A 24870-nucleotide genomic window follows, 5' to 3' on the forward strand; every position below is an offset into this window, starting at 1 on the left:
CTCGTCGCCACCGCGGCGACGGCGGTGCTGCTGCCGCGGCTGGCCGCGCGGGTGCGCGCGGGCGACGCCGCCGGCCTCGCGCGGGCGCAGAACCGGGCGCTCGAGGCGGCCTTCCTCGTGACGCTCCCCGCCGCCACCGCCCTCGTGGTTCTGGCCGAGCCGATCGTCGCCGTGCTCTTCGCCCGCGGCGCCTTCGACGCCGCCGACGTGGACGCGACGGCGGCCGTGCTGACGGGCCTCGCGCTCGGCCTTCCCGTCGCGGCGGCGGGCAAGATCCTGCAGCAGGGCGGCTTCGCCCGCGAGCGCGTGCGCCCCGGCCTCGCCGCCACGGCGGCGGGGGTGATCGCGACCCTCGCCTGCGGTGGCCCGCTGGTGGCTGCGCTCGGCCCGCTCGGCCTCGGGCTCGCCGTCGCGGCGGGCCTCCTCGCCCACGCGCTGGTGCTCGCCGCCGTCGCCGCCCGCGCCGAGGCCTGGCGCCCGGACCGGCGTCTCGGCGACCGGCTGGCGCGGATCGTCGTCGCCTGCGCGGTCATGGCCGGCTGGCTGATGCTCCTGCGGACGTGGACGTGGGCTTGGACCGGGACTTGGACCGGGACTGGGACTTGGGCTGGAGGCGCCGACGACGCGCCGCACCTCTTCCTCGTGCTCGCCTGCATCACCGGCGCCGGCGCCTACGCCGCCGCCGCGATCGCGCTCGGCGCCGTCCGCCGCGCGGACCTCGCGGAGCTGCGCGAGGCGCGGTGACGCGCCCGCTCACCCGAACGCGGACCCGTGAGCCGGGCCGCGGCGCTCATCCGAGACGGCGCGATGACGCGGGGACGGAGAACGCCCGGATGGACCCTCGGAGAAGATCCCACCGCCTCAGGCGGAGAGCTTCTCCATCAGGGCCTCGGAGAGCTCGAAGTTGGCGTAGACGTTCTGGACGTCGTCGTGGTCCTCGAGCGTCTCCATGAGCTTCATCAGCTTCTCGCCGGTCTCGTCGTCGACGGCGACCGCGGTCTGCGCCTTCCAGATCAGGGCCGAGCGGCGGGCCTCGCCGAAGCGCTCCTCGAGGGCCTTCGTCACGTCGCCGAGGGCGGTATCGGCGCAATAGACCTCGTGGCCGGCCTCGGAGGTGACGACGTCGTCGGCGCCCGCCTCGATCGCCGCTTCGAGCATGGCGTCGGCGTCGCCGACCTCCGGCCCGTACTCGACGACGCCGACGCGGTCGAACATGAAGGCCACCGCGCCCGTCTCGGCGAGGTTGCCGCCGGACTTCGTGAAGGAGGAGCGGATGTCGGAGGCGGTGCGGTTGCGGTTGTCCGTCATCGCCTCGATGATCAGCGCCGCGCCGCCGGGGCCGTAGCCCTCGTAGCGGATCTCCTCGTAGCTCTCCGCGTCGCCGCCCTGGCTCTTCTTGATCGCGCGCTCGATGTTGTCCTTGGGCATGGACTGCGCCTTGGCCGCGAGGATCGCCGCGCGCAGGCGCGGGTTCATCGCGGGGTCCGGCAGGCCCATCTTCGCCGCGACGGTGATCTCGCGGGCGAGCTTGGAGAAGAGCTTGGAGCGCTGCGCATCGACGCGCCCCTTGCGGTGCATGATGTTCTTGAACTGGCTGTGCCCGGCCATGCGATCGTCCGTCCTCGCGCGGCGCCCGGTACGGGGCGCGGCGTCCTCGGGTGATGGGATCCGTGGTGTCGCTGGAGGGCTGATATAGGCGGGGAAGGCGGGGCTTGTCGAGCGGGGTGCGCGCGCCGCCGAGCCGGCCGGCGCGCCATCGATGAAGGCCGGGTTAACCATCGGCACGCGCGTCGCGCCGCATGCGCCACGAGATTCAACTCGGGGTAAGATGTCCCGCTGCACTCTCTCCCGCATGTCGTACACGGGAAGGGGCGGAAGCATGCGTGCCTCGAACAGGCTCGAGACCAGCGGCAACGCGTCGGGCAACGCGTCGGGCAACTCGTCGGGCAACTCGTCGGGCAACTCCTGGAGCAGGTGCTGGAGCGGCTTCGGGCGGGATCGGCGCGGCGGTGTCGTGGTCGCGGTCGCGCTCGTCCTCGTTCCGCTGATCGGCATCGCCGGCACGACGGTCGATTACGGCCGGGCGGTCGAGCTGCGCGGCGAGCTGCAGAAGGCGGTCGATTCCGCGGCGCTGGTCGCCGCGCAGGGCGACGAGGACTTCGAGGAGCGCAGGAGCGAGGCGCTCGCGGTGCTCGGCGAGCAGCTCCGGGCGCATCCCGGCCTCGCCTGGCGGTCCGACATCGCGCCCGTCGTGGAGAACGGCGTCGAGGTCGCGGTGCGCGTCACGCTCTCGGCGGACGCGCCGACCTCCCTCCTGAACGTGGTCGGCATCCGTACCATCGACGTCTCGGTCGAGGCGCAGGCCGCCACCGGGCGCGACGAGCAGTTCGACATCGCCTTCGTGCTCGACACGACGGGGTCCATGGCCGGCGACCGCCTCGCGGTCCTCAAGCGCACGACCACGCAGCTCATCGACGACATCGCGGCGCGCCGGGCCGCCCCCGACCAGGTTCGCGTCTCGGTCGTGCCCTTCGGGCAATACGTCAATGTCGGCCTGGGGAACCGGAGCCGGACCTGGCTCGACGTGCCCTCCGACCACCAGACGCCGCAGACGACGACGTGCGAGATGAAGCCCGAGGTGGTCGACCGGCAATGCCGGCAGGAGTTCGAGCCCGCCCGGTCCGCGAGCTCGCGCACCTGCTGGGACGACGGGCGCGCCTACGAGTGCGGCAGCTCGGCGCGGCCGGCGCGCTGGGTCGAGCGCTGCACGCCGGTCCACGGCGACCGGATGGTCGAGCAATGCCGCACCCGCGGCGGCGGCTGGGTGCGCTGGCGGGGCTGCGTCGGCTCGCGCGACACGCCCGACGACACCCGCGACGCCAACTACGCCAGCCGCATCCCCGGCCTCATGAACGTGAGCTGCGGCTCGCCGATCCTCGAGCCGACGAGCAATCTCGCCACCGCGAAGGCGCACATCCGGGCGCTCGAGACGGACGGCGAGACCTACATCCCCGCGGGCCTGATCTGGGGCTGGCGCGCCCTCTCGCCCCATGCGCCGATCGCCGCGCGCGAGAGCGGCGCCGGCGCGACGGTGCGGCGCTACATGGTGCTCGTCACCGATGGGCAGAACACGCGCTCGGCGACCTACCCGAAGCACGACGGGCACGACGGCGACGCGGCGAACGAGATCATGCGCGAGACCTGCCGCAACCTCGCCGCGGACGGCGCCTCCGCCATCACGCTGTTCACGATCGCCTTCGAGGTGACCGATCCCACCGTCAAGTCGATCCTCGAAGGCTGCTCCGCGCAGACGGGCGGCGCCTTCTACGATGCCGGCGACGCGGCCGCGCTGGGGGATGCGATGCGCGACATCGGCGGCCAGATCGCGCGGCTGCGGCTGACGCATTGAGTAGGGGGCTGCGCGGACGGTGCGCGTCGGCCTCCCAGGCGCGACCCCGCCGCCCCCGGCCCTCACATCCCCACCGCCTTCTGCGCCGCGAACAGCGCCACCCCGACGATAGCCCAGGACAGGCCGATCGTGTAGGCCATGCCGGCGAGGCCGAGCAGGCCGCCGATGGCGAGCATCACGCCGTCCTCCTGCATGATGGCGATGGCGAGGACGACGAGCGCGATCGAGGGCACGAAGTTCGTGCCGGGCAGGGGGATGATCACGCACACGGCGAGCAGGATGGCGAAGACGCCGATCAGGCGGTCGCCCCGGGGACCGAACAGCGCGGCGTAGCGCGGCCGGCAGAGGTTCTCCACCCAGCGCAGGCGCGGCTCGGCGACGTCGATGATCCGCCGGAAGGTGGTGACCGCGAAGGTCTTGTCCATCAGCCAGCGCGGCAGCCAGGGACGGCTCTTGCCCATCGCCATCTGCACGGCGAAGAGGAGCACCGGCAGGCCGAAGACCGAGTTCATGCCCGGCGGCGCCGGGATGCAGTTCGGCAGCGAGAAGAGGATGATGACGAAGCCGAAGGCGCGCTCGCCGAAGGCCTCGACGATCTCGCGGATGGAGATGCGCTCGCCCTCCGCGGTGTCGATGACGGCGCGCAGCACGAGCGAGATGCGCTTGTGCTCCATGGCCGCGTGCAGGGCCCGGGCGCGCTTGGCCTGCGGCGTGTCGGCCTCCGCGGCGAGCCGCGCGGCCTTGGCGGCGCGGCGCTCGGCGCGGCGCTGCTGGAGCCGCTCGATCGCCTCGCGCACGCGCCGGCGGCGCTCGGCCGCATGCGCCTCGGAGTGTGCCTCGGGGTGTGAATCCGAGGCGGGATCCCCACCCGGGGCCGCGGTGCGCTCCTCCTGGAGGCGCCCCTCCTGCGGAGGCTCCTCCTGGAGGCGCTTCTCGGCGCGGTCGCTCTCGTCGTGCACGTTCATCGGGGTCACGTACGGGTCAATCCCAGAAGGCCGGCCGGGTTTCGTCGAGATGCGGGCCGATCCGCACGGCGGCGACCCTCACGGCGAGCCCGGTGCGCGGATCGGTCTCCACCGCCACGCCCGAGAGCGCGCCGGGGCCGGATGCGGTCTCCAGCCGCGCGCCGGGCGTCTTCTGCAGGAAGCGCCGCAGCGGCTCGTCCTTGGCCATGCCGAGCACGGAATCGTAGTCGCCGCACATGCCGGCGTCCGACATGTAGGCCGTGCCGCCGGGCATGATGCGGTGGTCGCCCGTGGGCACGTGCGTGTGGGTGCCGACGACGAGGCTCGCGCGGCCGTCGCAGAACACGCCCATCGCCTGCTTCTCGCTCGTCGCCTCGGCGTGCATGTCGACGACGATCGCGTCCGCGGCGGCGCCGAGCGGGCAGTCGGAGAGCGCACGCTCGACGGCGGCGAAGGGGTCGTCGAGCGCGTCCATGAAGATCCGGCCCATGACGCTGACGACGAGGACGCGCGCGCCGTCCGGCGTCTCGACCAGGGTGGCGCCGCGGCCCGGCGTGCCGGCGGGGTAGTTCGCGGGACGCAGGAGCTTGTCCTGCCGCTCGATGAAGACGAGGGCCTCGCGCTGGTCGAAGGAATGGTTGCCGAGCGTGATCGCGTCGGCGCCCGCGCCGAGGAGCTCGTCGCAGATCGCCTCGGTGATGCCGAAGCCGCCCGCGGCGTTCTCGCCGTTGATCACGACGCAGTCGAGCTTCCAGCGCGCGCGCAGGCGCGGCAGCTCCTCGGCCACCGCCTGGCGCCCGGGCCGGCCGACCACGTCGCCGAGGAAGAGGATGCGCATGCGCTCAGGCCTCCCGCGCCGCGGCCGCCCCGTGCGGCGCGCGGATCGTCTCCGCCTCGGTCACGACCAGGTCGAGCCGCCGGTCGTGATCCTCGGCGGGAATTGTTTGCGCCTCCTGGACGGAAAACGCCACCCCGATCGCGATCACCGGCCCCGCCCGCTCGAGCGCGGCGAGCGCCCGGTCGTAGTGCCCCTTGCCGTAGCCGATGCGATGGCGGGCGCGGTCGAAGCGCGAGAGCGGCACGAGCAGCGCCTGGGGATGCAGTACCTGCGCCTCGGGCCCCGGCGCCTCGACGCCGAACGGCCCGCGCACGAGCGGCGTGCCGGGCGTCCAGGCGCGGAAGACGAGGGAGGGCTCCGCCACGACGGGCAGCGCGATGCGATGCCCGCGCTCGGCGAGCGCCACCAGGGCGGGGCGCGGGTCGAGCTCGGAGCGCAACGGCCAGTAGCCCGCGATCACCCCCACGCCCGCGAGCTCCGGCAGGGAGAGGAGCGTGTGCACGAGCCGCCGCGCCGCCTCTTCCCGCGCGGCGGGCGCGAGCGCGTCGCGCCTGGCGAGGCCCTCGGCACGCAGCGCCGGCTTGCCGGGGACCCGAACCCCGGGAGCGGCCTCGCCGGGAGGCTCTTGGTCGGGGGAGTGGCGCGTCATGCGATCATTCGGTGCGGAGCCGCGAAAGCCGTTGGAGAGTCGATCCCGGGATACCTACACAGTAGGTGGGCGCCGTATGTCCCGGTCCACGGACCGGGTCAGGGACAGCTCCCTTCGAGATCGATAAGGCCCCGGGGAAAAGTCCTCCTGACGAACCCCACAGCCCCGCACTGGAGAATGTAATGGGGGCCGGGGGCGGGGGGAAGGGGGTGGGGCGGGGATATTTGCGGGGGGCACGACGGCTCGAGTGCCTCCGGCACGCGGGCAGGATGGACGACGGCGCCGCTCGAGTCCGCAGCCGGCGCTCTCGTCGCGAGGGGCCGCGGATCCCGAGCGCCGCTGAACACCCCGCCTCCCCCGGCGTTCCCCACCCCCTTCCCCATTGAACCCGCCCGCGCGCGGCGCTAAAGCCCTCCCCCGTGAGCAAGCCCGTGCCCCTTCCCGATCCGAAGCGTCCCGTGTCCCGCGCCTACGAGGCGCGCGTGGCGTCGGGCGCGATCGAGCGGGATCCCGCGCAGGTGGGGCTCCTGCGGCGCTTCGATGCTCTTTCGGCGGCGCTCGCGGAGCGGCGGCTGGCGCGCAAGGGGAGCGCGCTCGGGTGGCTGTTCGGGCGCCGCCAGGCGGCGCGCGAGCCCGTCGAGGGGCTCTACGTCTGGGGATCCGTCGGGCGCGGCAAGACCATGCTGATGGATCTCTTCTTCGAGACCCTGCAGGTGCGCCGCAAGCGCCGGGCGCATTTCCACGCCTTCATGGCCGACGTGCACGGGCGCATCCACGCCTTCCGGCAGGACCTCAAGGCCGGGCGCGTGAAGGGCGACGACCCGATCGCGCCGGTGGCGAAGGCCATCGCGGAGGAGAGCTGGGTGCTCTGCTTCGACGAGTTCACCGTCACCGACATCGCCGACGCGATGATCCTCGGGCGGCTGTTCAAGGCGCTGTTCGCGGAGGGCGTCACGGTCGTCGCCACCTCCAACGTCGAGCCGCGGCGGCTGTACGAGGGGGGGCTCAACCGCGCGCTGTTCGAGCCGTTCATCGGCATGATCGAGGCGCGCATGGCGGTTGTGCGCCTCGACGCGCGCACGGACTTCCGGCTCGAGAAGCTCTCGGGAGCCGAGACCTGGCACGTGCCCGCCGATGCGGCCGGCCGCGCCGCCCTCGACCGCGCCTTCAAGGCGCTCACCGGGCGCGCGCGCGGCGAGCCGATGACGATCGCGGTGAAGGGGCGCGCGGTGGCCGTGCCGCAGGCGGCGGCGGGCGTGGCGCGCTTCGGCTTCGCCGATTTGTGCGAGCGCCCGCTCGGCGCGTCGGACTACCTCGCCATCGCGCGGGACTTCCACACCGTGATGATCGAGGGCGTCCCGGTGATGGACCAGGCCAAGCGCAACGAGGCCAAGCGCTTCATCACCCTCGTCGACGCGCTCTACGACGAGCGGGTGAAAGTGCTCGCCACCGCCGAGGCGCCGCCGCCGGGGCTCTACACGGCGACGCACGGCCGCGAGGCCTTCGAGTTCGACCGCACGGTGTCGCGGCTCGTCGAGATGGCCTCGCAGGACTATCTGGGCCTCCCCCACGGCCGCCCGGATTCCCGCGCCTCCGGCGAGACGACGGGCCTCGTGGAGACCTGACGGCGCGTTCGCGCCGCGCGACGCGGGGCGGCGGAGCGGCTATCATCGGCCGGCTACCCTGCCCCCCGAACGCGCGCCCGCCGCGCGATCCGCCCGGGAGCGACCCGATGCCCAGCGAGAACCCCCGCCACCCGCGCTTCCCGATTCCCGGCGGCCCCGAGCTGCGCGCCAGAGGCTGGCGTCAGGAGGCGCTGCTGCGGCTCCTCGAGAACGTGCTGGCGGTGGGCGAGAACCCCGACGAGCTCGTCGTCTACGCCGCGCTCGGCAAGGCGGCGCGCTCCTGGCCGGCGCACCGCGCCATCGTCGAGACGCTCGTGTCCATGGACGAGGACCAGACGCTCGTCGTCCAGTCGGGCAAGCCGGTCGGGCTCCTGAGGACGCACGCCGACGCGCCGCTCGTGATCATGGCGAACTGCAACATCGTCGGCCAATGGGCGAAGGCCGAGGTCTTCTACGAGCTGGAGCGGAAGGGCCTCGTGGCCTGGGGCGGGCTCACCGCGGGCTGCTGGCAGTACATCGGCTCGCAGGGGGTGATCCAGGGCACCTACGAGATCTTCATGCGCATCGCGCAGACGCGCTTCTCGGGCGATCTCGCGGGCCGCTTCGTGCTCACCGCCGGGCTCGGCGGCATGGGCGGCTCGCAGCCGCTCGCCGGGCGCATGGCGAAGGCCGCGATCCTGTGCGTCGAGGTCGACCCCGCCCGCGCCGAGACCCGCAAGCGCATCGGCTATCTCGAGGAGATCGCGCCCGACCTCGACGCGGCGCTCGCCATGATCGACGCGGCGGTCGCCGAGAAGCGCCCGCTGTCGGTGGGCCTCGTCGGCAACGCCGCCGACGTCTACCCGGAGATCGCCCGGCGCGGCATCACCCCCGACGTGGTCACCGACCAGACGGCCGCGTACGACCTCGTCTTCGGCTACGTGCCCCGCGGCATCCCCCTCGACGAGGTGCGACGGCTGCGAACGGCGGACCCCGAGCGGCTGATGCGCGAGAGCCGCGCCTCGATCGTCGAGCACGTGCGGGCGATGCTGACCTTCCAGGCGCGCGGGGCGGAGGTGTTCGACAACGGCAACCTGATCCGCTCCCACGCCGTCGACGGCGGGGTGGCCGACGCCTACGACATCCCGATCTTCACGGAAGCCTACCTGCGCCCGCTGTTCTGCCGCGCCATCGGCCCGTTCCGCTGGATGGCGCTCTCGGGCGCGCCCGAGGACATCCGGGTGATCGACGACCTGGTGCTCGCGATGTTCCCCGACGACCGCATCGTCACGAACTGGATCGCGCTCGCCCGCGCGCACGTCCCCTTCGAGGGCCTGCCGGCGCGCATCGCGTGGCTCGGTCACGGCGAGCGCACCCGCCTCGCCCGCGCGGTGAACCGGCTCGTGGCCGAGGGCCGGCTCGAGGGGCCGATCGCCTTCTCGCGCGACCACCTCGACGCGGGATCGATGGCGCATCCGCGGATCATGACGGAGAACCTGAAGGACGGCTCGGACGCCATCGCCGACTGGCCGCTTCTCGACGCCATGGCGCTGTGCGCGTCCGGCGCCGACCTCGTGGCGATCCACTCGGGCGGGGGCGGCTATGCCGGCTTCATGACGTCGGCGGGCGTCACCGTGATCGCCGACGGGACCGAGGCCGCGGATCGCCGCCTCGACCGCGCGCTGACGAACGACACCGCGCTCGGCGTCATCCGCTACGCGGACGCCGGCTACGAGGAGGCGCTCGACGCGGCGGTGACGGGGGAGGTGGGGCACATCCGGGTGGGGTGAGGCGCGAAGGTCGGCGCAGCGTCGCGGAACATCCGCCGACGCGCTCCCCTCTCCCTCGTGGAGAGGGGTTGGGGGTGTGGGGCGTGTAGAACGACCTCGCCGCGAATGCAGGGCTCCAGGCGATTGCTTGCTCGGCGCCTCACACCCGACTCCCGATCGACGCGGTGCCACTGCGCGAGCTTCCGCTCGACCTCCGGGAGACAGTGTCCCGAAGGGAACGGATCAGGACGTGGTGCGACGTGGTGCATCGCGGAGCCGTTCGCGCCGCGCGGGCGCCCGGCATGTGCGTCGAGATGGATCTGCACGCCCCCCACCGCCGCCCCTCCCCACGAGGGGGAGGGGAGAAGGTCGGCGGCCGGCATCACCAGAGTGCGTGCGTCCCTGAGGGACGACCGCGACGCCGGTCCGGCGCGCTCACATGTGGAGCGCGCGCTTCTCCACCGCGAGCGCGGCTTCCTTCACCGCCTCGGCCAGCGTCGGGTGGGCGTGGCAGGTGCGGGCCACGTCCTCGGAGGAGGCGCCGAACTCCATCGCCACCGCGATCTCGTGGATCAGGTTGCCGGCCTCCGGCCCGACGATGTGGGCGCCGAGGACCCGGTCGGTCTTCGCATCGGCGAGGATCTTGACGAAGCCGTCCGTCATCAGGTTCGCCTTGGCACGGCCGTTGGCCGTGAAGGGGAACTTGCCGACGTTGTAGGCGACGCCGGCCGCCTTCAGGTCCTCCTCGGTGGCACCCACCGCGGCGACTTCCGGATAGGTGTAGACCACGTTGGGAATGACGCCGTAGTTCACGTGCCCGCCCTTGCCGGCGAGCTGCTCCGCGAGCGCCACGCCCTCGTCCTCGGCCTTGTGGGCGAGCATCGGGCCGACGATGACGTCGCCGATGGCCCAGATGCCCGGCACGTTGGTGGCGTAGTGCGCGTCCGTGACGACGCGACCCTTCTCGTCCCGGGCCACGCCGACCTCGTCGAGGCCGAGCCCGTCGGTGTAGGGGCGACGCCCGACCGCGACGAGGACGACGTCGGCCTCGACCGTCTGCGCCTCGCCACCCTTGGCGGGCTCGACGGTCAGCGTGACGCCGGCGTCCGTCGCCACGGCCTTGGTGACCTTGGAGGACAGCTTGAACTCCATCCCCTGCTTGCCGAGGATGCGCTGGAACTGCTTTGCCGTATCGAGATCGATGCCCGCGAGGATGCGGTCGAGATACTCGATCACCGTCACCTTGGCGCCGAGCCGGCGCCAGACCGAGCCGAGCTCGAGGCCGATCACGCCGCCGCCGATCAGCACGAGGTGCCCCGGCACCTGCTCGAGATCGAGGGCGCCGGTGGAGGAGACGATCTTCTTCTCGTCGATCTCGATGCCCGGCAGGGAGACCACCTCCGAGCCCGTGGCGACGACGATGTTCTTCGTCTCGAGCGTGGACGTGGACCCGTCCTCGGTGGTCACCTCGACCTTGCCCGGGGCGACGATCCGGCCGGTGCCGTGATGGGCGTCGATCTTGTTCTTCTTCAGCAGGAACTCGACGCCCTTTGTGTTGCCCTCGATCGCCTGGTCCTTGAAGGCGAGCATCTTCTTCAGGTCGAGCTTCGGCGTGCCGACCTCGATGCCGAAGGCATCGAAATGGTGCGCGGCCTCCTCGTAGAGGTGCGAGGCGTGCAGCAGCGCTTTCGAGGGGATGCAGCCCACGTTGAGGCAGGTGCCGCCATGCGCCTTGCGCTTCTCGACGACGGCGGTCTTCAGCCCGAGCTGCGCCGCGCGAATGGCGCAGACGTATCCGCCCGGGCCGGTGCCGATGATGACGAGATCGTAGGACATGAGGCCCCCTGAAATGCGTTCGTGTAGCGTCGTTGAGCCCGCGTCGGGCGAGTGGTTCGGGTCGGCCGCGCGGATGCGAGGACGGCTGTCGATGCCGTCCTCATTGCCCGCGCCCAGGCGCGCACGCCACCCCTCAGAGATCCAAAACGAGCCGCGCCGGATCCTCCAGCGCCTCCTTCACGCGCACGAGGAAGGTCACCGCCTCCTTGCCGTCGACGATGCGGTGGTCGTAGGAGAGCGCGAGATACATCATCGGGCGCACCACGACCTGGCCGCCGCGCACGACGGGGCGCTCCTCGATGCGGTGCATGCCGAGGATGCCGGACTGGGGCGCGTTGAGGATCGGCGTGGACATCAGCGAGCCGTAGATGCCGCCGTTGGTGATCGTGAAGGTGCCGCCCTGCATCTCGTCGATGGAGAGCTTGCCGTCGCGCGCCTTCCTGCCGTAGACGCCGATCTGCTTCTCGATCTCGGCGATCGACATCGTGTCGGCGTCGCGCACCACCGGCACGACGAGGCCCTTCTCCGTGCCGACAGCGATGCCGACGTGGTAGTAGTTCTTGTAGACGATGTCGGTGCCGTCGATCTCGGCGTTGACGGCCGGGAGCTCCTTGAGCGCCTGCACGCAGGCCTTGGTGAAGAAGCCCATGAAGCCGAGCTTCACGCCGTGCTTCTTCTCGAACACGTCCTTGTAGGTCTTGCGCATCTCCATCACGGCCGACATGTCGACGTCGTTGAACGTCGTCAGCATGGCGGCGGTGTTCTGCGCGTCCTTGAGGCGGCGCGCGATGGTCTGGCGCAGCTTCGTCATGCGCACGCGCTCCTCGCGCGAGGCGTCGTCCGGTGCCGAGGGGGCGCGCATCTGGGCGGGCGCGGGGGCCGGAGCCGCGGGAGCCGTCGCACCCCCGCCCGCGATGGCGGCGAGCATGTCGCCCTTGGTGACGCGCCCGTCCTTGCCCGAAGCCGCGACCTGGGCGGGATCGACGCCGCTCTCGCGGGCGAGGCGGCCGACCGCCGGGCCGTGGTCCTCGGTGGCGAGCCCGGTCTTCGGCGCGTTGCCGTAGCCCTGGGTGGAGGTGGCGGGAGCCGCGGCGGGCTTCTCCTCCGCCTTCTTCTCCTCGACCTTCTTCTCGTCCGCCTTCTTCTCGTCCGACCTGGGCGCGGCCGTCGCCGATCCGCCCTCGTCGATCGTGCCCAGCACGCCGCCCGGCTCCACGGTCGCGCCTTCGGCCTGCGCGATCTCGGCGATCACGCCGGAGACCGGCGCGGGCACCTCGAGCGTGACCTTGTCGGTCTCGAGCTCGACGAGGGGCTCGTCGGCGGAGACGGCCTCGCCGGGCTTCTTGTACCAGCGGGCGATCGTCGCCTCGCTGACGGATTCGCCGAGGGTGGGGACGCGGATCTCAGTGGCCATCGGTTCGGGTCGCTTCATCGGACGGGAGAGGGGGGGCGGGAGCGCCCGCCGCGCGGGGCGGCGGGCGAAGGCGCCGGCGTCAGCCGGCGTAGACCTCGTCGAGGAAGGCCTGGAGCTGGTGGAGGTGCTTCGACATCAGGCCCGTGGCGGTGGCGGCGGAGGCCGGGCGCCCGGCGTAGCGCGGACGCGACACCTTCGATCCGGCGTGCCGCAGCACCCACTCGAGATAGGGCTCGACGAAGGTCCAGGAGCCCATGTTCTTGGGCTCCTCCTGGCACCAGACCACGTCGGCGTTCTTGAAGCGCGAGAGCTCCTGCTGCAGCGACTTGAGCGGGAACGGGTAGAGCTGCTCCACGCGCAGGAGGTAGACGTCGTTGACGCCCCGCTTCTCGCGTTCCTCGAACAGGTCGTAGTAGACCTTGCCCGAGCACAGCACCACGCGGCGGATCTTGTCGTCGCGCACGAGCTGGATGTCGCCGACGCCGTAGTGCGCGTCGTCGTGCAGGATGCGGTGGAAGGCGGAGTCCGGCCCGAAATACTCCGCCGTCGAGACGCAGCGCTTGTGGCGGAGCAGGCTCTTGGGCGTCATCAGGATCAGCGGCTTGCGGAACTCGCGCTTGAGCTGCCGGCGCAGGATGTGGAAGTAGTTCGCCGGCGTCGAGACGTTGGCGACCTGCATGTTGTCTTCCGCGCACATCTGCAGGAAACGCTCGAGCCGCGCCGAGGAGTGCTCCGGGCCCTGGCCCTCGTAGCCGTGCGGGAGGAGGCAGACGAGGCCCGACATACGCAGCCACTTGCGCTCGCCCGACGACACGAACTGGTCGAACACGACCTGCGCGCCGTTGGCGAAGTCGCCGAACTGCGCCTCCCAGAGGGTGAGCGCGTTCGGCTCGGCCAGCGAGTAGCCGTACTCGAAGCCGAGCACCGCCTCCTCCGAGAGCATCGAGTTGATGACCTCGTAGTGCGCCTGGTCCTCGGCGATGTGGTTCAAGGGCGTGTAGCGCTCCTCCGTCTCCTGGTCGAGGAGCACGGAATGGCGCTGCGAGAACGTGCCGCGCTCGCAATCCTGGCCGGAGAGCCGCACGCGGTGGCCGTCGAGCAGCAGCGAGCCGAAGGCGAGCGCCTCGGCGGTCGCCCAGTCGATGCCCTCGCCGCTCTCGAACATCTTCTTGCGGTTCTCGAGGAAGCGCTTGATCGTGCGGTGGACGGCGAAGCCCTCGGGCACGGTGGTGAGCGCCTCGCCGATGCGCCGGAAGGCGTCGAGCTCGATGCCGGTGCGGCCGCGGCGGGGATCGTCGACGTCCTCCTTGACCGCCTTGAGCCCGGCCCAGCGCCCGTCGAGCCAGTCGGCCTTGTTGGGCTTGAAGGCGGTGGCGGTGTCGAACTCGTCGTCGAGGCGCTTGCGGAACGAGGTCTTCATCTCCTCGATCTCGGCCTCGGTGACGACGCCCTCGCCGACGAGCTTCCTGCCGTAGAGCTCGAGCGTCGAGGGATGCTCGCGGATGATCTTGTACATCCGCGGCTGGGTGAAGGACGGCTCGTCGCCCTCGTTGTGGCCGTAGCGCCGGTAGCAGAACATGTCGATGACGACCGGCTTCTGGAAGCGCTGGCGGTACTCGGTCGCGACCTTGGCGGCGAAGACGACCGATTCCGGGTCGTCGCCGTTGCAGTGGAAGATCGGCGCCTCGACCATCTTCGCCACGTCCGAGGGATAGGGCGAGGAACGCGAGTAGCGCGGGTTCGTGGTGAAGCCGATCTGGTTGTTGATGATGAAGTGGATCGAGCCGCCGGTGCGGTGACCCTTCAGGCCCGACAGGCCCAGGCACTCGGCCACGACGCCCTGGCCCGCGAAGGCGGCGTCGCCGTGGAGCAGGAGCGGCAGCACCGCCGTGCGCAGGTCCGGCGGGCACTTGTGCTGGTCCTGCTTGGCGCGGACCTTGCCGAGCACCACGGGATCGACGATCTCGAGGTGCGAGGGGTTGGCCGTCAGCGACAGGTGGACGTTGTTGCCGTCGAAGGAGCGGTCCGACGAGGCGCCGAGGTGGTACTTGACGTCGCCCGAGCCCTCGACCTCGTCGGGGGCGAAGGAGCCGCCCTTGAACTCGTGGAACAGCGCGCGGTGCGGCTTGCCCATCACCTGGGTGAGCACGTTCAGCCGCCCGCGATGGGCCATGCCCAGCACGATCTCCTTCACGCCGAGGTTGCCGCCGCGCTTGATGATCTGCTCGAGCGCCGGGATCAGCGACTCGCCGCCGTCCAGGCCGAAGCGCTTGGTGCCGGTGTACTTGCGGTCGAGGAAGGTCTCGAAGCCCTCGGCCTCGACCAGCTTGTTCAGGATGGCGCGCTTGCCCTCGCGGGTGAAGGCGATCTCCTTGTCGGGGCCCTCGATGCGCTCCTGGATCCAGGCCTTCTCCACGGGATCGGAGATGTGCATGAACTCGACGCCGAGCGTCTGGCAATAGGTGCGTTCGAGGATCGCCAGGATCTCGCGCACGGTGCCGAACTCGAGGCCGAGCACCATGTCGAGGAAGATCTTGCGGTCGTAGTCCTCCGGCCCGAAGCCGTAATGCGCCGGCGAGAGCTCCTCGTCGGAGACGCGCTTCTCGAAGCCGAGCGGGTCGAGGTTGGCGTGCAGGTGGCCGCGCATGCGGAAGGCGCGGATCATCATGAGCGCGCGCAACGAATCGCGGGTGGCCTGCTGCACCTCGGCCTGGCTGATCTCGACGCCCCTGGCCTGCGCCTTCGACTTCAGCTTGTCGCCGACGTGCTTCTCGACCTCGATCCAGTTGCCGTCGAGCGCCGACACGAGCTCGCCGTTCATCGGGACCGGCCAGTTCGGCCGCTTCCAGGACGCGCCTTCGGCGTTCTTGGCGACGGTGGCGCTCTCCTCCTTCATCGCGCCGAAGAAGGCCTGCCATTCCGCGTCGACCGCGTGGGGGTCGCGCGTGTAGGCGGCGTAGAGCTCCTCGATCCAGGCCGCGTTCGTGCCCGAGAGGAAGGAGGTCTGGAGGAAACCTTCGTTGGCGTCGTTCTGGCGTGCCATGGCGTTTCGTTCGTCCGGTTCAGCGCGGTGCGCTCCGCGCCGGGATCGTTTGGGGGCGATGCCTCGCCCCCGGCTGCCTCACCCGGCCTCCCCCCGGGGCGCGCGCCCCGGCCGGGTCCTTCGAGTGGAGGTCGCGGATCCTACCGCGGCCTCCCTTCCTTCGCGTTAACCACGCGCCTCGTCTCAGCCCTTCAGGACGTCGACGAGCGTCTTGCCGATGCGCGCGGGCGAGGGCGACACGCGGATGCCCGCCGCCTCCATCGCCGCGATCTTGTCCTCGGCACCGCCCTTGCCGCCGGAGATGATCGCGCCGGCGTGGCCCATGCGGCGGCCCGGAGGCGCCGTGCGGCCGGCGATGAAGCCGACCATCGGCTTCTTGCGCCCGCGCTTCGCCTCGTCCGCCAGGAACTGCGCCGCCTCCTCCTCCGCCGAGCCGCCGATCTCGCCGATCATGACGATCGACTGCGTGGCGTCGTCGGCGAGGAAGTGCGCGAGCACGTCGATGAACTCGGTGCCCTTCACCGGGTCGCCGCCGATGCCGACCGCGGTCGTCTGGCCGAGGCCCTCGTTCGAGGTCTGGAACACGGCCTCGTAGGTCAGCGTGCCCGAGCGCGAGACGATGCCCACCGAGCCCTTCTTGAAGATGTTGCCCGGCATGATGCCGATCTTGCATTCGCCCGCCGTGACGACGCCCGGGCAGTTCGGCCCGACGAGCCGCGACCGCGAGCCGGCGAGCGCGCGCTTGACCTTCACCATGTCGAGGACCGGGATGCCCTCGGTGATGCAGACGATGAGCGGGATCTCCGCGTCGACCGCCTCGAGGATCGCGTCCGCGGCGCCCGGGGGCGGCACGTAGATGACGGAGGCGTCGGCGCCGGTCGCCTCGCGCGCCTCGCGCACGGTGTCGAACACGGGCAGGCCCAGATGCGTCGAGCCGCCCTTCCCGGGCGAGGTGCCGCCGACCATCTTCGTGCCGTAGGCGATGGCCTGCTCGGAATGGAAGGTCCCGTTCTTGCCGGTGAAGCCCTGGCAGATGACCTTGGTGTTCGCGTCGATGAGAATGGACATGGTATCGGGCGTCCTTCGGCTCACGCGCCGCGCACGGCGTTGACGATCTTCTGGGCGGCGTCGTCGAGGTCGTCTGCGGGGATGACGTTGAGGCCGGACGAGCGGATGATCTCCTTGCCTTCCTCGACGTTCGTGCCCTCGAGACGCACGACGAGCGGGACCTGCAGGCCCACCGCCTTCACCGCCGCGATCACGCCGCGCGCGATGACGTCGCACTTCATGATGCCGCCGAAGATGTTGACGAGGATGCCCTTCACGTTCGGGTCGGCGGTGATGATCTTGAAGGCCGCGGTGACCTTCTCCTCGCTGGCGCCGCCGCCGACGTCGAGGAAGTTCGCCGGCTCCTCGCCGTAGAGCTTGATGATGTCGAGGGTGGCCATTGCGAGGCCGGCGCCGTTGACCATGCAGCCGATCGTGCCGTCGAGCGCGATGTAGGCGAGGTCGTACTTCGAGGCCTCGATCTCCTTCTCGTCCTCCTCCGTGAGGTCGCGCAGCTCGGCGACCTCGGGATGGCGGAACATCGCGTTCGAGTCGAACGACACCTTGGCGTCGAGGCAGCGCAGCTGGCCGTCCTTGGTGACGATCAGCGGGTTGATCTCGAGCATCTCCACGTCCTTCTGGACGAAGAGCCCATACAGCTTGCCGATCAGCGCCGCCGCCTGCTTGGCGAGATCGCCGGATAGGCCGAGCGCCTTCGCCACGGTGCGGCCGTGGTGCGGCATCGGGCCGGTGACCGGGTCGACGGTGACCGTGACGATCTTCTCGGGCGTGTCGTGGGCGACCGCCTCGATGTCCATCCCGCCCTCCGTCGAGACCACGAAGGCGACGAAGCCGGTCGAGCGGTCGACGAGGGCGGAGAGGTAGAACTCCTTCTCGATGTCCGAGCCGTCCTCGATGTAGAGGCGGTTCACCTGCTTGCCCTCGGGCCCGGTCTGGGCCGTCACCAGGGTGTTGCCGAGCATCTCGGCGGCGAACTGCTTCACCTCCTCGATGGACTTCGCGAGCCGCACGCCGCCCTTCTCGCCGGCGGCGGCCTCCTTGAACCTGCCCTTGCCGCGGCCGCCGGCGTGGATCTGGCTCTTGACGACCCACAGCGGGCCTCCGAGCTCACGCGCCGCCGCCTCGGCCTGGCCGGCCTCGAAGATCGGGACGCCGCGGGAGACGGGCGCGCCGAACTCCTTCAGAAGCGCCTTGCCCTGGTATTCGTGGATGTTCATGAGATCGGTCCACCCTCTCTCGGGATCGGAAATGGTCGGCGGCGCCCCTCGGGAGCGCCGCGGGAGACGCGTCAGGCCAGCGACGGATCGATGCCCTTGCAGGCCTCGACGAGCGACTTCACGGCGGCCACCGACTTCTCGAACATCGCCTTCTCGTCGGCCGTGAACGAGACCTCGACGACCTTCTCGACGCCGTTCGCGCCGATCACGATCGGCACGCCGACGAACATGTCGGAGACGCCGTACTGGCCGGTGAGATGGGCGGCGCAGGGCAGCACCCGGCGCTTGTCCTTGAGGTAGCTCTCCGCCATGGCGATGGCGGAGGCCGCCGGCGCGTAGAAGGCGGAGCCGGTCTTGAGCAGGTTGACGATCTCGCCGCCGCCCTTGCGGGTGCGCTCGACCATGGCGTCGAGCTTCTCCTGCGTGGTCCAGCCCATCGCCACGAGGTCGGGCAGCGGGATGCCGGCGACGGTCGAGTAGCGCACGAGCGGGCACATGTCGTCGCCGTGGCCGCCGAGCACGAAGGCGGTGACGTCCTCCACGGAGACGTCGAACTCCTCGGCGAGGAAGTGGCGGAAGCGCGCCGAGTCGAGCACGCCGGCCATGCCGACGATCTTGCTCGCGGGGACGCCCGAGAACTTCTGCAGCGCCCACACCATCGCGTCGAGCGGGTTGGTGATGCAGATCACGAAGGCGTTCGGGCAGTGCGTCTTGATGCCCTCGCCCACCGCCTTCATCACCTTGAGGTTGATGCCGAGCAGGTCGTCGCGGCTCATGCCCGGCTTGCGCGGCACGCCGGCGGTGACGATCACCACGTCGGCGCCGGCGATGTCGGCGTAGTCCTGCGTGCCCGTGTAGCCCGCGTCGAAGCCGTCCACCGGCGCGCTCTCGGCTATGTCGAGGCCCTTGCCCTGCGGCACGCCCTCGGCGATGTCGAACAGGACCACGTCGCCCAGCTCCTTGAGGCCGACGAGGTGGGCGAGCGTGCCGCCGATCTGGCCGGCGCCGATGAGCGCGATCTTCTTGCGTGCCATGAGGGAAACGCCTCTTCCAGGTGTTGACCGTCGAGCCGCGGCCCTCTCGCGTCGCTGACGCCGGGCGCGGAATCCCGCGTGCTTAAACCCCAAGAGCCGTTCGCGTTCAACCCGTTGCAAACCTTAGGCTCTTGGTCCGATCCGCGGCGGGAGCGCACCCGACGGAAGGCGCAGGCGTCGCGAAAAGGCCCGCCAGCTCAACGACTTGGCGCACGGGCGCAGAAGCGGGCCGGGAGGCGGCGGCATCCGTGGGGATGAAATGACGGATTACGAATTTCGCCATTCGTCATGGTTGATGTTTTCCTCTCGCCCGCGGAGCGTTCAAACCCAGCCCGCATGCAACGCGCGCAGGACGACGTCGAGCATGGTCGAGAGCCGCTGGTCGAGCACGGTGGCCGGCACGCGCACGTCGATGCGCACCATCACCGGGTTCACGAAGCGCTGCACCGCATCGATGACGAAGGCCATCGCCCGCTCGCGGTCGCGCGGCGCGAAGGCGTCGGTGGCGATCCCCTCCTCGAGGATCCGCTCGAGCAGCCGCAGCTGCCGGCCGCGATGCTTGCGCGCGATCCCCCGCGAGGCCTCGACCGCCGAGACGTAGACGTCGAAGATCGCCGGGTTGTCGACCGCGCAGTCCCGATAGGCGCGGGCGATGGCGAGGACGAAGCGTTCGAGCTTGTCGGCGACCGGGTCCGGCCCGTCGACGATGTCGGCGAGCGCGTCCTCGACCTCCCGCAGCCATTGCCCGGCGACGGCGTCGATCAGGTCCGCCTTGGACGGGTAGTAGCGGTAGACGTTGGCATGCGTCATCCCCGCCTCCTCGGCGACGCCGGTGACGGTGAGCCGCCGCGGCCCGAACCGGGCGAGGTGGTCGGTGGCGATGCGCAGGAGGCGCACGTCCGTGGCGGTCTCGGCTTGCGGGCGCGGCTGCAAGGGGTGGGCTCCTCGGCGGCTCTTCGAGCGATCGCCTCATCCTAGAGCAAGTTCGTCTCCGGCACCTCCAGATACCGCCGCGAGACGGGGGACGCATTCGTGCTCTCGCAGGGCGGTGGGCAACCCAAAGTACTGCGGACGTTTTACCAAAGAGAAACGCTGATCGATCATAAGACTACCCATCGTCCATGCGGACGTCGCCAGCACGGCTGCAAGGGGGTCGACGTGCAGTTCACCAACCTCTCAATTCGCTCGAAGCTCATCGTGCTCTCGGGTCTGCTCTTCGTCGTGGCGATGGCCGCGGTGACCTTCATCGGCTCGACGATCATGACCGCGTCCGTGCGCGCGCAGTCCGAGCGCTACGCCGCCGCCCTGCTCGACGAGTACGCGGCGATCGTCTCCCGCGACATCGGGCGCGCGGTCGTGGCGGCACAGGTCGGTGCCAACGGCGTCGCCGGGATGCTGGCCGAGGGGACGGTCGACCGCGATGCGCTCGGCGCCTTCGTCCGTGCCAACGTCGCCGCGCGGCCGGAGCTGGTCGGGATGACGCTCGCCTTCGATCCCGATGCGCTGGACGGGCGCGACGCGGACTTCGTCGGCCATCCCTTCTCGGACGCGAGCGGCCGCTTCGTGCCCTACTTCTTCCGCTCCGCGGACGGCTCCATCGCGACCGACCGGCTCGTCATGACCCCCGAGGCGGGCACCGAGGGCTGGTACGACCTGCCGATGCGCGAGAACCGCAACCTGATCACGCCGCCCTACGCGTACCCGATCGAGGGCCGCGAGGTGCTGATGACGACCGTGAGCACGGTCGTGCGGCGCGACGGGCGTGCGATCGGGATCTTCACCTCGGATCTCCCCCTCACCGACGTCTCGGCCGCGATCGGCGAGCTGCGGCCTTTCGATGCCGGCTCGGTCATGCTCGTCGCGACGGACGATCTCTACGTCGCGCATCCCGACGCGGCGCTCCTGGGCCAGCCGGTCTCCGATTCCGCGATCCGCGAGATGCTCTCCGCGCCGCCGCGTGTCGGGCGCACGCTCGTCGACGCCGCCGGCGTCGAGCAGCTCGCCCTCTCGACGCCGGTCGCCTTCGACGGGCTCGAGGAGACCTGGCGCCTCGTGGTCACGGTGCCGATGGAGGCGCTCGTCGCCGACGCCGTCGCCGCCCGCAACTCGATGATCCTGGCGGCGCTCGGGGCGCTCGCCCTCGTGCTCGTCGTCGTCTGGTTCACGGCGCACTCGCTGGCGCGCCCGATCCTCGCCATGACGGCGCGCATGCGCGCGCTCGCCGAAGGCGACACCGGCACCGAGATCGCCGGCACCGAGCGCGGCGACGAGATCGGGGAGATGGCGCGCGCGGTCGCGGTGTTCCGCGACGGGGCGCTCGAGCGCGAGACGCTCTCGGCCGAGCAGACGAGGGCGCAGGAGCGTGACCGCGCCCGCCAGGCGCGGATCGAGGGCCTCGTGGAGGGCTTCCGCGCCACCGCCGAGGCGCTGGTGCGGCGCGCCGCCGCCTCGGCAGGCGACCTCGACCGCGTCTCGACCGAGCTCACGGCACTCGCCGACGGCAGCGCCGGTCGTGCGGAGAGCGCCCGCCAGGCGGCGGGGCGCGCCTCCGAGGACGTCCGCGCCGTCGCGACCGCGGCCGAGGAGCTCTCCGCCTCGATCGGCGAGATCGCCTCGCAGGTCAGCCGCACGACGGAGATCGTCGCGGTGGCGTCCGAGCGCGCGCAGCGCTCGAACGTCAAGGTCGGCGAGCTCGCCTCCGCCGCCAGCCGCATCGGCGAGGTGATCGGGCTCATCCAGGCGATCGCCGAGCAGACCAACCTGCTCGCGCTCAACGCCACGATCGAGGCCGCCCGCGCCGGCGAGGCCGGGCGCGGCTTCGCGGTGGTCGCCGCGGAGGTGAAGAGCCTCGCCGAGCAGACCGCCAAGGCGACCGAGGAGATCGCGAGCCAGGTCTCCGCCATCCAGGAGGCCACCGGCGAGACGGTGGAATCGATCGCCGGCATCACCACGACCATGGACGACGTGCGCGGCTACGCCACCGCCATCGCGTCCGCGATCGAGGAGCAGGGTGCGGCGACGGGCGAGATCAGCGGAAACGTCGAGAGCGCGGCGTCGCAGACCGGCGTCGTCGCCGACGACATCGGCCGTCTCACGGACGCCGTCGGCGAGACCAGCACGACCGCCGGCCGCGTGCTCGAGGTCTCGCGCACCGTCAACGCGGCGACGAGCGACCTCGAGCGCGAGATCGACGCGTTCCTGAAGTCCGTCGCGGCGGCCTGAGCCTGCGGCCGCGCCCTCCGTCGGTCCGGCCCCTCGTCAGAGGTTGAGCCGGATCGCCACGGAACGGGCGTGGCCGTCGAGCCGCTCCGCGCGGCCGAGCGCGATCGCCGCGGGGCCGAGCGCGCGCAGGGCCTCGGGCGTCAGCGACAGGATCGACGTACGCTTCATGAAGTCGAGCACCGAGAGGCCCGACGAGAAGCGGGCCGAGCGCGCCGTCGGCAGCACGTGGTTCGGGCCGCCGACATAGTCGCCGATCGCCTCGGGCGTATGGGCGCCGAGGAAGATCGAGCCGGCGTTGCGCACCCGCGCGGCGAGCCGCTCGGGATCGGCGGTCTCGATCTCGAGATGCTCGGGCGCGAGCCGGTCGACGAGCGGGATCGCGTCGTCGAGATCCGCCACCACCACGATCGCGCCGAAGTCGCGCCAGGAGGCGCCGGCGATCTCGGCCCGCGACATCGTCGCCAGCGCCCGCTCGACGGCGGCCGCGACGGCGTCGGCCAGCGCGGGGCTGTCGGTGATCAGGATGGACTGCGCGGCGGCGTCGTGCTCGGCCTGGGCGAGGAGGTCGGCGGCGACCCAGTCGGGGTTCGCCTCGCCGTCGGCGAGGATCAGCACCTCCGAGGGGCCGGCGATCATGTCGATGCCGACCTGGCCGAACACCCGGCGCTTGGCGGCGGCGACGTAGGCGTTGCCCGGCCCGACGATCTTCGAGACCGGCGCGATCGTCGCGGTGCCGTAGGCGAGCGCCGCGACCGCCTGCGCGCCGCCGACCCGATAGACCTCGTCGACGCCCGCGATCCGCGCCGCGGCGAGCACCAGCGGATCGACCGCGCCGTCGGGGGTGGGCACGCACATGACGATGCGCTCGACGCCCGCCACGCGGGCGGGGACGGCGTTCATCAGCACGGAGGAGGGATAGCTCGCGGTGCCGCCGGGCACGTAGAGGCCCGCGGCCTCCACCGCCGTCCAGCGCCAGCCGCGGGTGACGCCGAGCGCGTCCGTCTCGCGCATGTCCTGCGGCTTCTGCGCCGCGTGATAGCTCGCGATGCGCTCGCGGGCGAGGTGGAGCGCGTCGAGCGCCGCGCGGTCGCAGGCGCCTTCCGCGGCCTCCAGCTCGTCTCGCCCGATGCGCAGGCCGTCTGCCGAGAGGCTCAGCCGGTCGAAGCGGGCGGTGTAGTCGACGAGCGCGGCGTCGCCGCGCGCGATCACGTCCGCGATGATGGCGCGCACGACGCCGTCGACCTCCTCGGAGGCCTCGCGCTTCATGCCGAGCAGGGCCTCGAAGGCCTGCGCGAAGCCGCTCTCGCGCGCGTCGAGACGGATCGGCATCAGCCCCGCGCCCCGCGGGGCTCGGGCGCGGCGTCGAGGATGGCGGGCGGCTCGTGCGCCGGGCGGCTCTCCACCTCCCAGACGGGGCCCATGTCCTTCATCTGCGCCTCGAGGCACTCGACCTCGACGCGGATGGCGCGGTCGTCGGAGAAGATCAGGGTGATGCAGCCGGCCGGCGCGGCGGTCGGCTCGTAGGTGACGGCGAGGAGGTTGAGGACCTCGTCCTTGCGGCGCGGGTCCATGTTCCTGCAGCGCACCGAGAGCACGCGCTCGAAATGGATGCCGGTGAGGCGGCGGCGCGGCGGCTCGCCGGGATCGCTCTCCCAGTCGAAGCGGCGCGCGCACAGGGCGAAGCGGCCCTCCTTGGGGAGATAGGCGACGTCCTCCACGCGCACGGCGGCATCCTGGAGGTGGGCCGACAGGACGGCGAGGTCTTCCTCGTCGAACGCGACCAGCTTGAGGAGATCCATCGGTTCACACCTCGGCAGCACGGGGTTTCCAGTGAGATAGAGAGGGGGTGCGCGCCGCGCAACCGTCCGCCCGCGCATGTCCCGGTTTCCGCGGCGCGGCTTGCGCGCGCGGGATCGCGACCCATGTGCGACGAAGCTCCCGTGCGACGGGATCGCATCGGAGGAGAGCCCCGCATGACCGCCCTGCCGACGCTCGTCGTCGCCCACGATCCGCTCTGCGGCTGGTGCTGGGCTTTCGGCCCGACGCTGCGGCACGTACGCGCGCGGTTTGCGGGGGAGGCGACGTTCCGGGTCGCCATGGGCGGGCTGGTGACGGGCTCGCGCGAGCGCATGATCGGGCTCGACGCGCCCTACCTGATGCGCGGCCTGCACGAGGTGCGCGCCCGCACCGGCATGAAGGCCGCGCCGGCCTTCTTCGAGCGCGTGCTCGAGCCCGGTCGCTGGATCTCGCGCTCCGAGCCGGCCTGCCGCGCCGCGCGCATCGCCCGGGAGATGGCGGGCGAGGAGGCCGGGCTCGACGTCGCCATGGGGCTGTGCGACGCCCTCTACGGCGAGGGCCGCGTCCCCGACGACCCGCGCACGGTGGCCCGCGTCGCCGCCGCCGCCGGCCTCGACGCCGACGCGCTCCTCGCCCGCTGGTCGGCGCCCGAGGCCTTCGCGCAGACGATGGCCATGTTCGACGCCGAGCGGGCGCGGGGCATCGTCAGCTATCCGGCGGTGTACCTGGAGAACGAGGCGGGCGGGCTCGTGGAGGTGCTGGCGGGGGCGGTGGGGCAGGACGAGGCCGAGGCGGCGTTGGAGGCGGCGCTCACGCGCTGATCCGCTGTCAACCCGGGTCGCGATAGCCGAGCCCGGGGCGCAGAACCGCGGTGGTAGGCTCAGCGTGCGCGAAGCGCGCGCGTCCACGAAACGCTGCCGGATGCGTCGAGCGCCACGGCGCTGACGCGCCGCTCATCGAAGACCTGTGGTTCCGGGTCCCGGACTGCCTTCGGCATCCGGGATG

At 71.5% G+C, this 24870-nt stretch carries 19 protein-coding genes and 1 other RNA gene; 6 read left to right on the plus strand and 14 right to left on the minus strand.

Annotated features, from left to right (window positions below; genetic code table 11):
* Positions 1 to 744, plus strand: a 744-nt coding sequence (locus tag ACTZWW_RS13980; protein ID WP_444781576.1) for a lipid II flippase MurJ, incomplete at its 5' end; no start/stop codon positions are given.
* 117 nt (positions 745 to 861) lie between these two features.
* Here the strand turns inward: ACTZWW_RS13980 and ACTZWW_RS13985 are convergent.
* The gene (locus ACTZWW_RS13985) at positions 862 to 1608 is read right to left on the minus strand and encodes a YebC/PmpR family DNA-binding transcriptional regulator (protein ID WP_444781577.1); all 747 of its coding nucleotides are present in this window, start codon (positions 1606 to 1608) and stop codon (positions 862 to 864) included.
* Between the two features lie 271 nt (positions 1609 to 1879).
* Here ACTZWW_RS13985 and ACTZWW_RS13990 point away from each other — a divergent pair, with 271 nt between their 5' ends.
* Complete coding sequence (locus ACTZWW_RS13990) at positions 1880 to 3409, plus strand: pilus assembly protein TadG-related protein (RefSeq protein WP_444781578.1); 1530 nt, start codon at positions 1880 to 1882, stop codon at positions 3407 to 3409.
* Between the two features lie 62 nt (positions 3410 to 3471).
* Here the strand turns inward: ACTZWW_RS13990 and ACTZWW_RS13995 are convergent, their stop codons facing one another.
* From ACTZWW_RS13995 to ssrS, 4 genes are all read right to left on the minus strand, one after another.
* Positions 3472 to 4374, minus strand: a complete 903-nt coding sequence (locus ACTZWW_RS13995) for an exopolysaccharide biosynthesis protein (RefSeq protein ID WP_444781612.1) — start codon at positions 4372 to 4374, stop codon at positions 3472 to 3474.
* Positions 4375 to 4390: 16 nt separating this feature from the next.
* A complete protein-coding gene (locus ACTZWW_RS14000) occupies positions 4391 to 5212 on the minus strand; it encodes a TIGR00282 family metallophosphoesterase (protein WP_444781579.1) in 822 nt (273 codons plus the stop codon).
* Positions 5213 to 5216: 4 nt separating this feature from the next.
* Positions 5217 to 5861 carry a 5-formyltetrahydrofolate cyclo-ligase gene (locus ACTZWW_RS14005; RefSeq protein ID WP_444781580.1) on the minus strand — a complete coding sequence of 215 codons (645 nt, stop codon included), beginning with the start codon at positions 5859 to 5861 and terminating at the stop codon, positions 5217 to 5219.
* A 12-nt stretch (positions 5862 to 5873) separates the two neighbouring features.
* Positions 5874 to 6030: non-coding RNA, 6S RNA (ssrS, locus tag ACTZWW_RS14010), on the minus strand.
* Positions 6031 to 6292: 262 nt separating this feature from the next.
* On the opposite strand from ssrS, the gene zapE reads away from it, so the two are divergent.
* Positions 6293 to 7486: a cell division protein ZapE gene (gene zapE, locus ACTZWW_RS14015; RefSeq protein ID WP_444781613.1), complete on the plus strand. Its 1194-nt coding sequence runs from the start codon at positions 6293 to 6295 to the stop codon at positions 7484 to 7486.
* A 107-nt stretch (positions 7487 to 7593) separates the two neighbouring features.
* Positions 7594 to 9255: a urocanate hydratase gene (locus tag ACTZWW_RS14020; protein ID WP_444781581.1), complete on the plus strand. Its 1662-nt coding sequence runs from the start codon at positions 7594 to 7596 to the stop codon at positions 9253 to 9255.
* A gap of 414 nt (positions 9256 to 9669) precedes the next feature.
* Here ACTZWW_RS14020 and lpdA read toward each other — a convergent pair whose 3' ends face one another.
* The 7 genes from lpdA to ACTZWW_RS14055 form a co-directional block, all read right to left on the minus strand.
* A complete protein-coding gene (gene lpdA, locus ACTZWW_RS14025) occupies positions 9670 to 11070 on the minus strand; it encodes a dihydrolipoyl dehydrogenase (RefSeq protein WP_444781582.1) in 1401 nt (466 codons plus the stop codon).
* A gap of 133 nt (positions 11071 to 11203) precedes the next feature.
* Positions 11204 to 12484 carry a 2-oxoglutarate dehydrogenase complex dihydrolipoyllysine-residue succinyltransferase gene (odhB, locus tag ACTZWW_RS14030; RefSeq protein ID WP_444781583.1) on the minus strand — a complete coding sequence of 427 codons (1281 nt, stop codon included), beginning with the start codon at positions 12482 to 12484 and terminating at the stop codon, positions 11204 to 11206.
* A 79-nt stretch (positions 12485 to 12563) separates the two neighbouring features.
* Complete coding sequence (locus ACTZWW_RS14035) at positions 12564 to 15527, minus strand: 2-oxoglutarate dehydrogenase E1 component (RefSeq protein ID WP_444781584.1); 2964 nt, start codon at positions 15525 to 15527, stop codon at positions 12564 to 12566.
* A 183-nt stretch (positions 15528 to 15710) separates the two neighbouring features.
* Entirely contained in the window at positions 15711 to 16595 is an 885-nt protein-coding gene (sucD, locus tag ACTZWW_RS14040) for a succinate--CoA ligase subunit alpha (RefSeq protein WP_444781585.1), read from the minus strand.
* Positions 16596 to 16615: 20 nt separating this feature from the next.
* The gene (gene sucC / locus ACTZWW_RS14045; protein ID WP_444781586.1) at positions 16616 to 17812 is read right to left on the minus strand and encodes an ADP-forming succinate--CoA ligase subunit beta; all 1197 of its coding nucleotides are present in this window, start codon (positions 17810 to 17812) and stop codon (positions 16616 to 16618) included.
* Positions 17813 to 17883: 71 nt separating this feature from the next.
* Positions 17884 to 18846 (minus strand): malate dehydrogenase, encoded by a 963-nt coding sequence (gene mdh / locus ACTZWW_RS14050; RefSeq protein ID WP_444781587.1) that lies wholly within the window; start codon positions 18844 to 18846, stop codon positions 17884 to 17886.
* Positions 18847 to 19167: 321 nt separating this feature from the next.
* On the minus strand, positions 19168 to 19779 hold the full coding sequence (locus tag ACTZWW_RS14055; protein WP_444781588.1) for a TetR/AcrR family transcriptional regulator: 612 nt from the start codon (positions 19777 to 19779) through the stop codon (positions 19168 to 19170).
* 225 nt (positions 19780 to 20004) lie between these two features.
* Here ACTZWW_RS14055 and ACTZWW_RS14060 point away from each other — a divergent pair, with 225 nt between their 5' ends.
* Positions 20005 to 22068, plus strand: a complete 2064-nt coding sequence (locus ACTZWW_RS14060; RefSeq protein WP_444781589.1) for a methyl-accepting chemotaxis protein — start codon at positions 20005 to 20007, stop codon at positions 22066 to 22068.
* Positions 22069 to 22104: 36 nt separating this feature from the next.
* On the opposite strand, the gene hisD is transcribed toward ACTZWW_RS14060, so the two are convergent.
* Entirely contained in the window at positions 22105 to 23397 is a 1293-nt protein-coding gene (gene hisD / locus ACTZWW_RS14065) for a histidinol dehydrogenase (RefSeq protein ID WP_444781590.1), read from the minus strand.
* Positions 23397 to 23867 (minus strand): DUF2948 family protein, encoded by a 471-nt coding sequence (locus ACTZWW_RS14070; protein ID WP_444781591.1) that lies wholly within the window; start codon positions 23865 to 23867, stop codon positions 23397 to 23399. Before ACTZWW_RS14070 ends, hisD begins: the two co-directional genes overlap by 1 nt.
* Positions 23868 to 24041: 174 nt before the next feature.
* On the opposite strand from ACTZWW_RS14070, the gene ACTZWW_RS14075 reads away from it, so the two are divergent.
* Positions 24042 to 24686 carry a DsbA family protein gene (locus ACTZWW_RS14075; RefSeq protein ID WP_444781592.1) on the plus strand — a complete coding sequence of 215 codons (645 nt, stop codon included), beginning with the start codon at positions 24042 to 24044 and terminating at the stop codon, positions 24684 to 24686.
* The last annotated feature ends 184 nt before the right edge of the window (positions 24687 to 24870 follow it).

The sequence above is a fragment of the Salinarimonas sp. NSM genome (assembly GCF_052380005.1).
Lineage (GTDB): Bacteria > Pseudomonadota > Alphaproteobacteria > Rhizobiales > Beijerinckiaceae > Salinarimonas.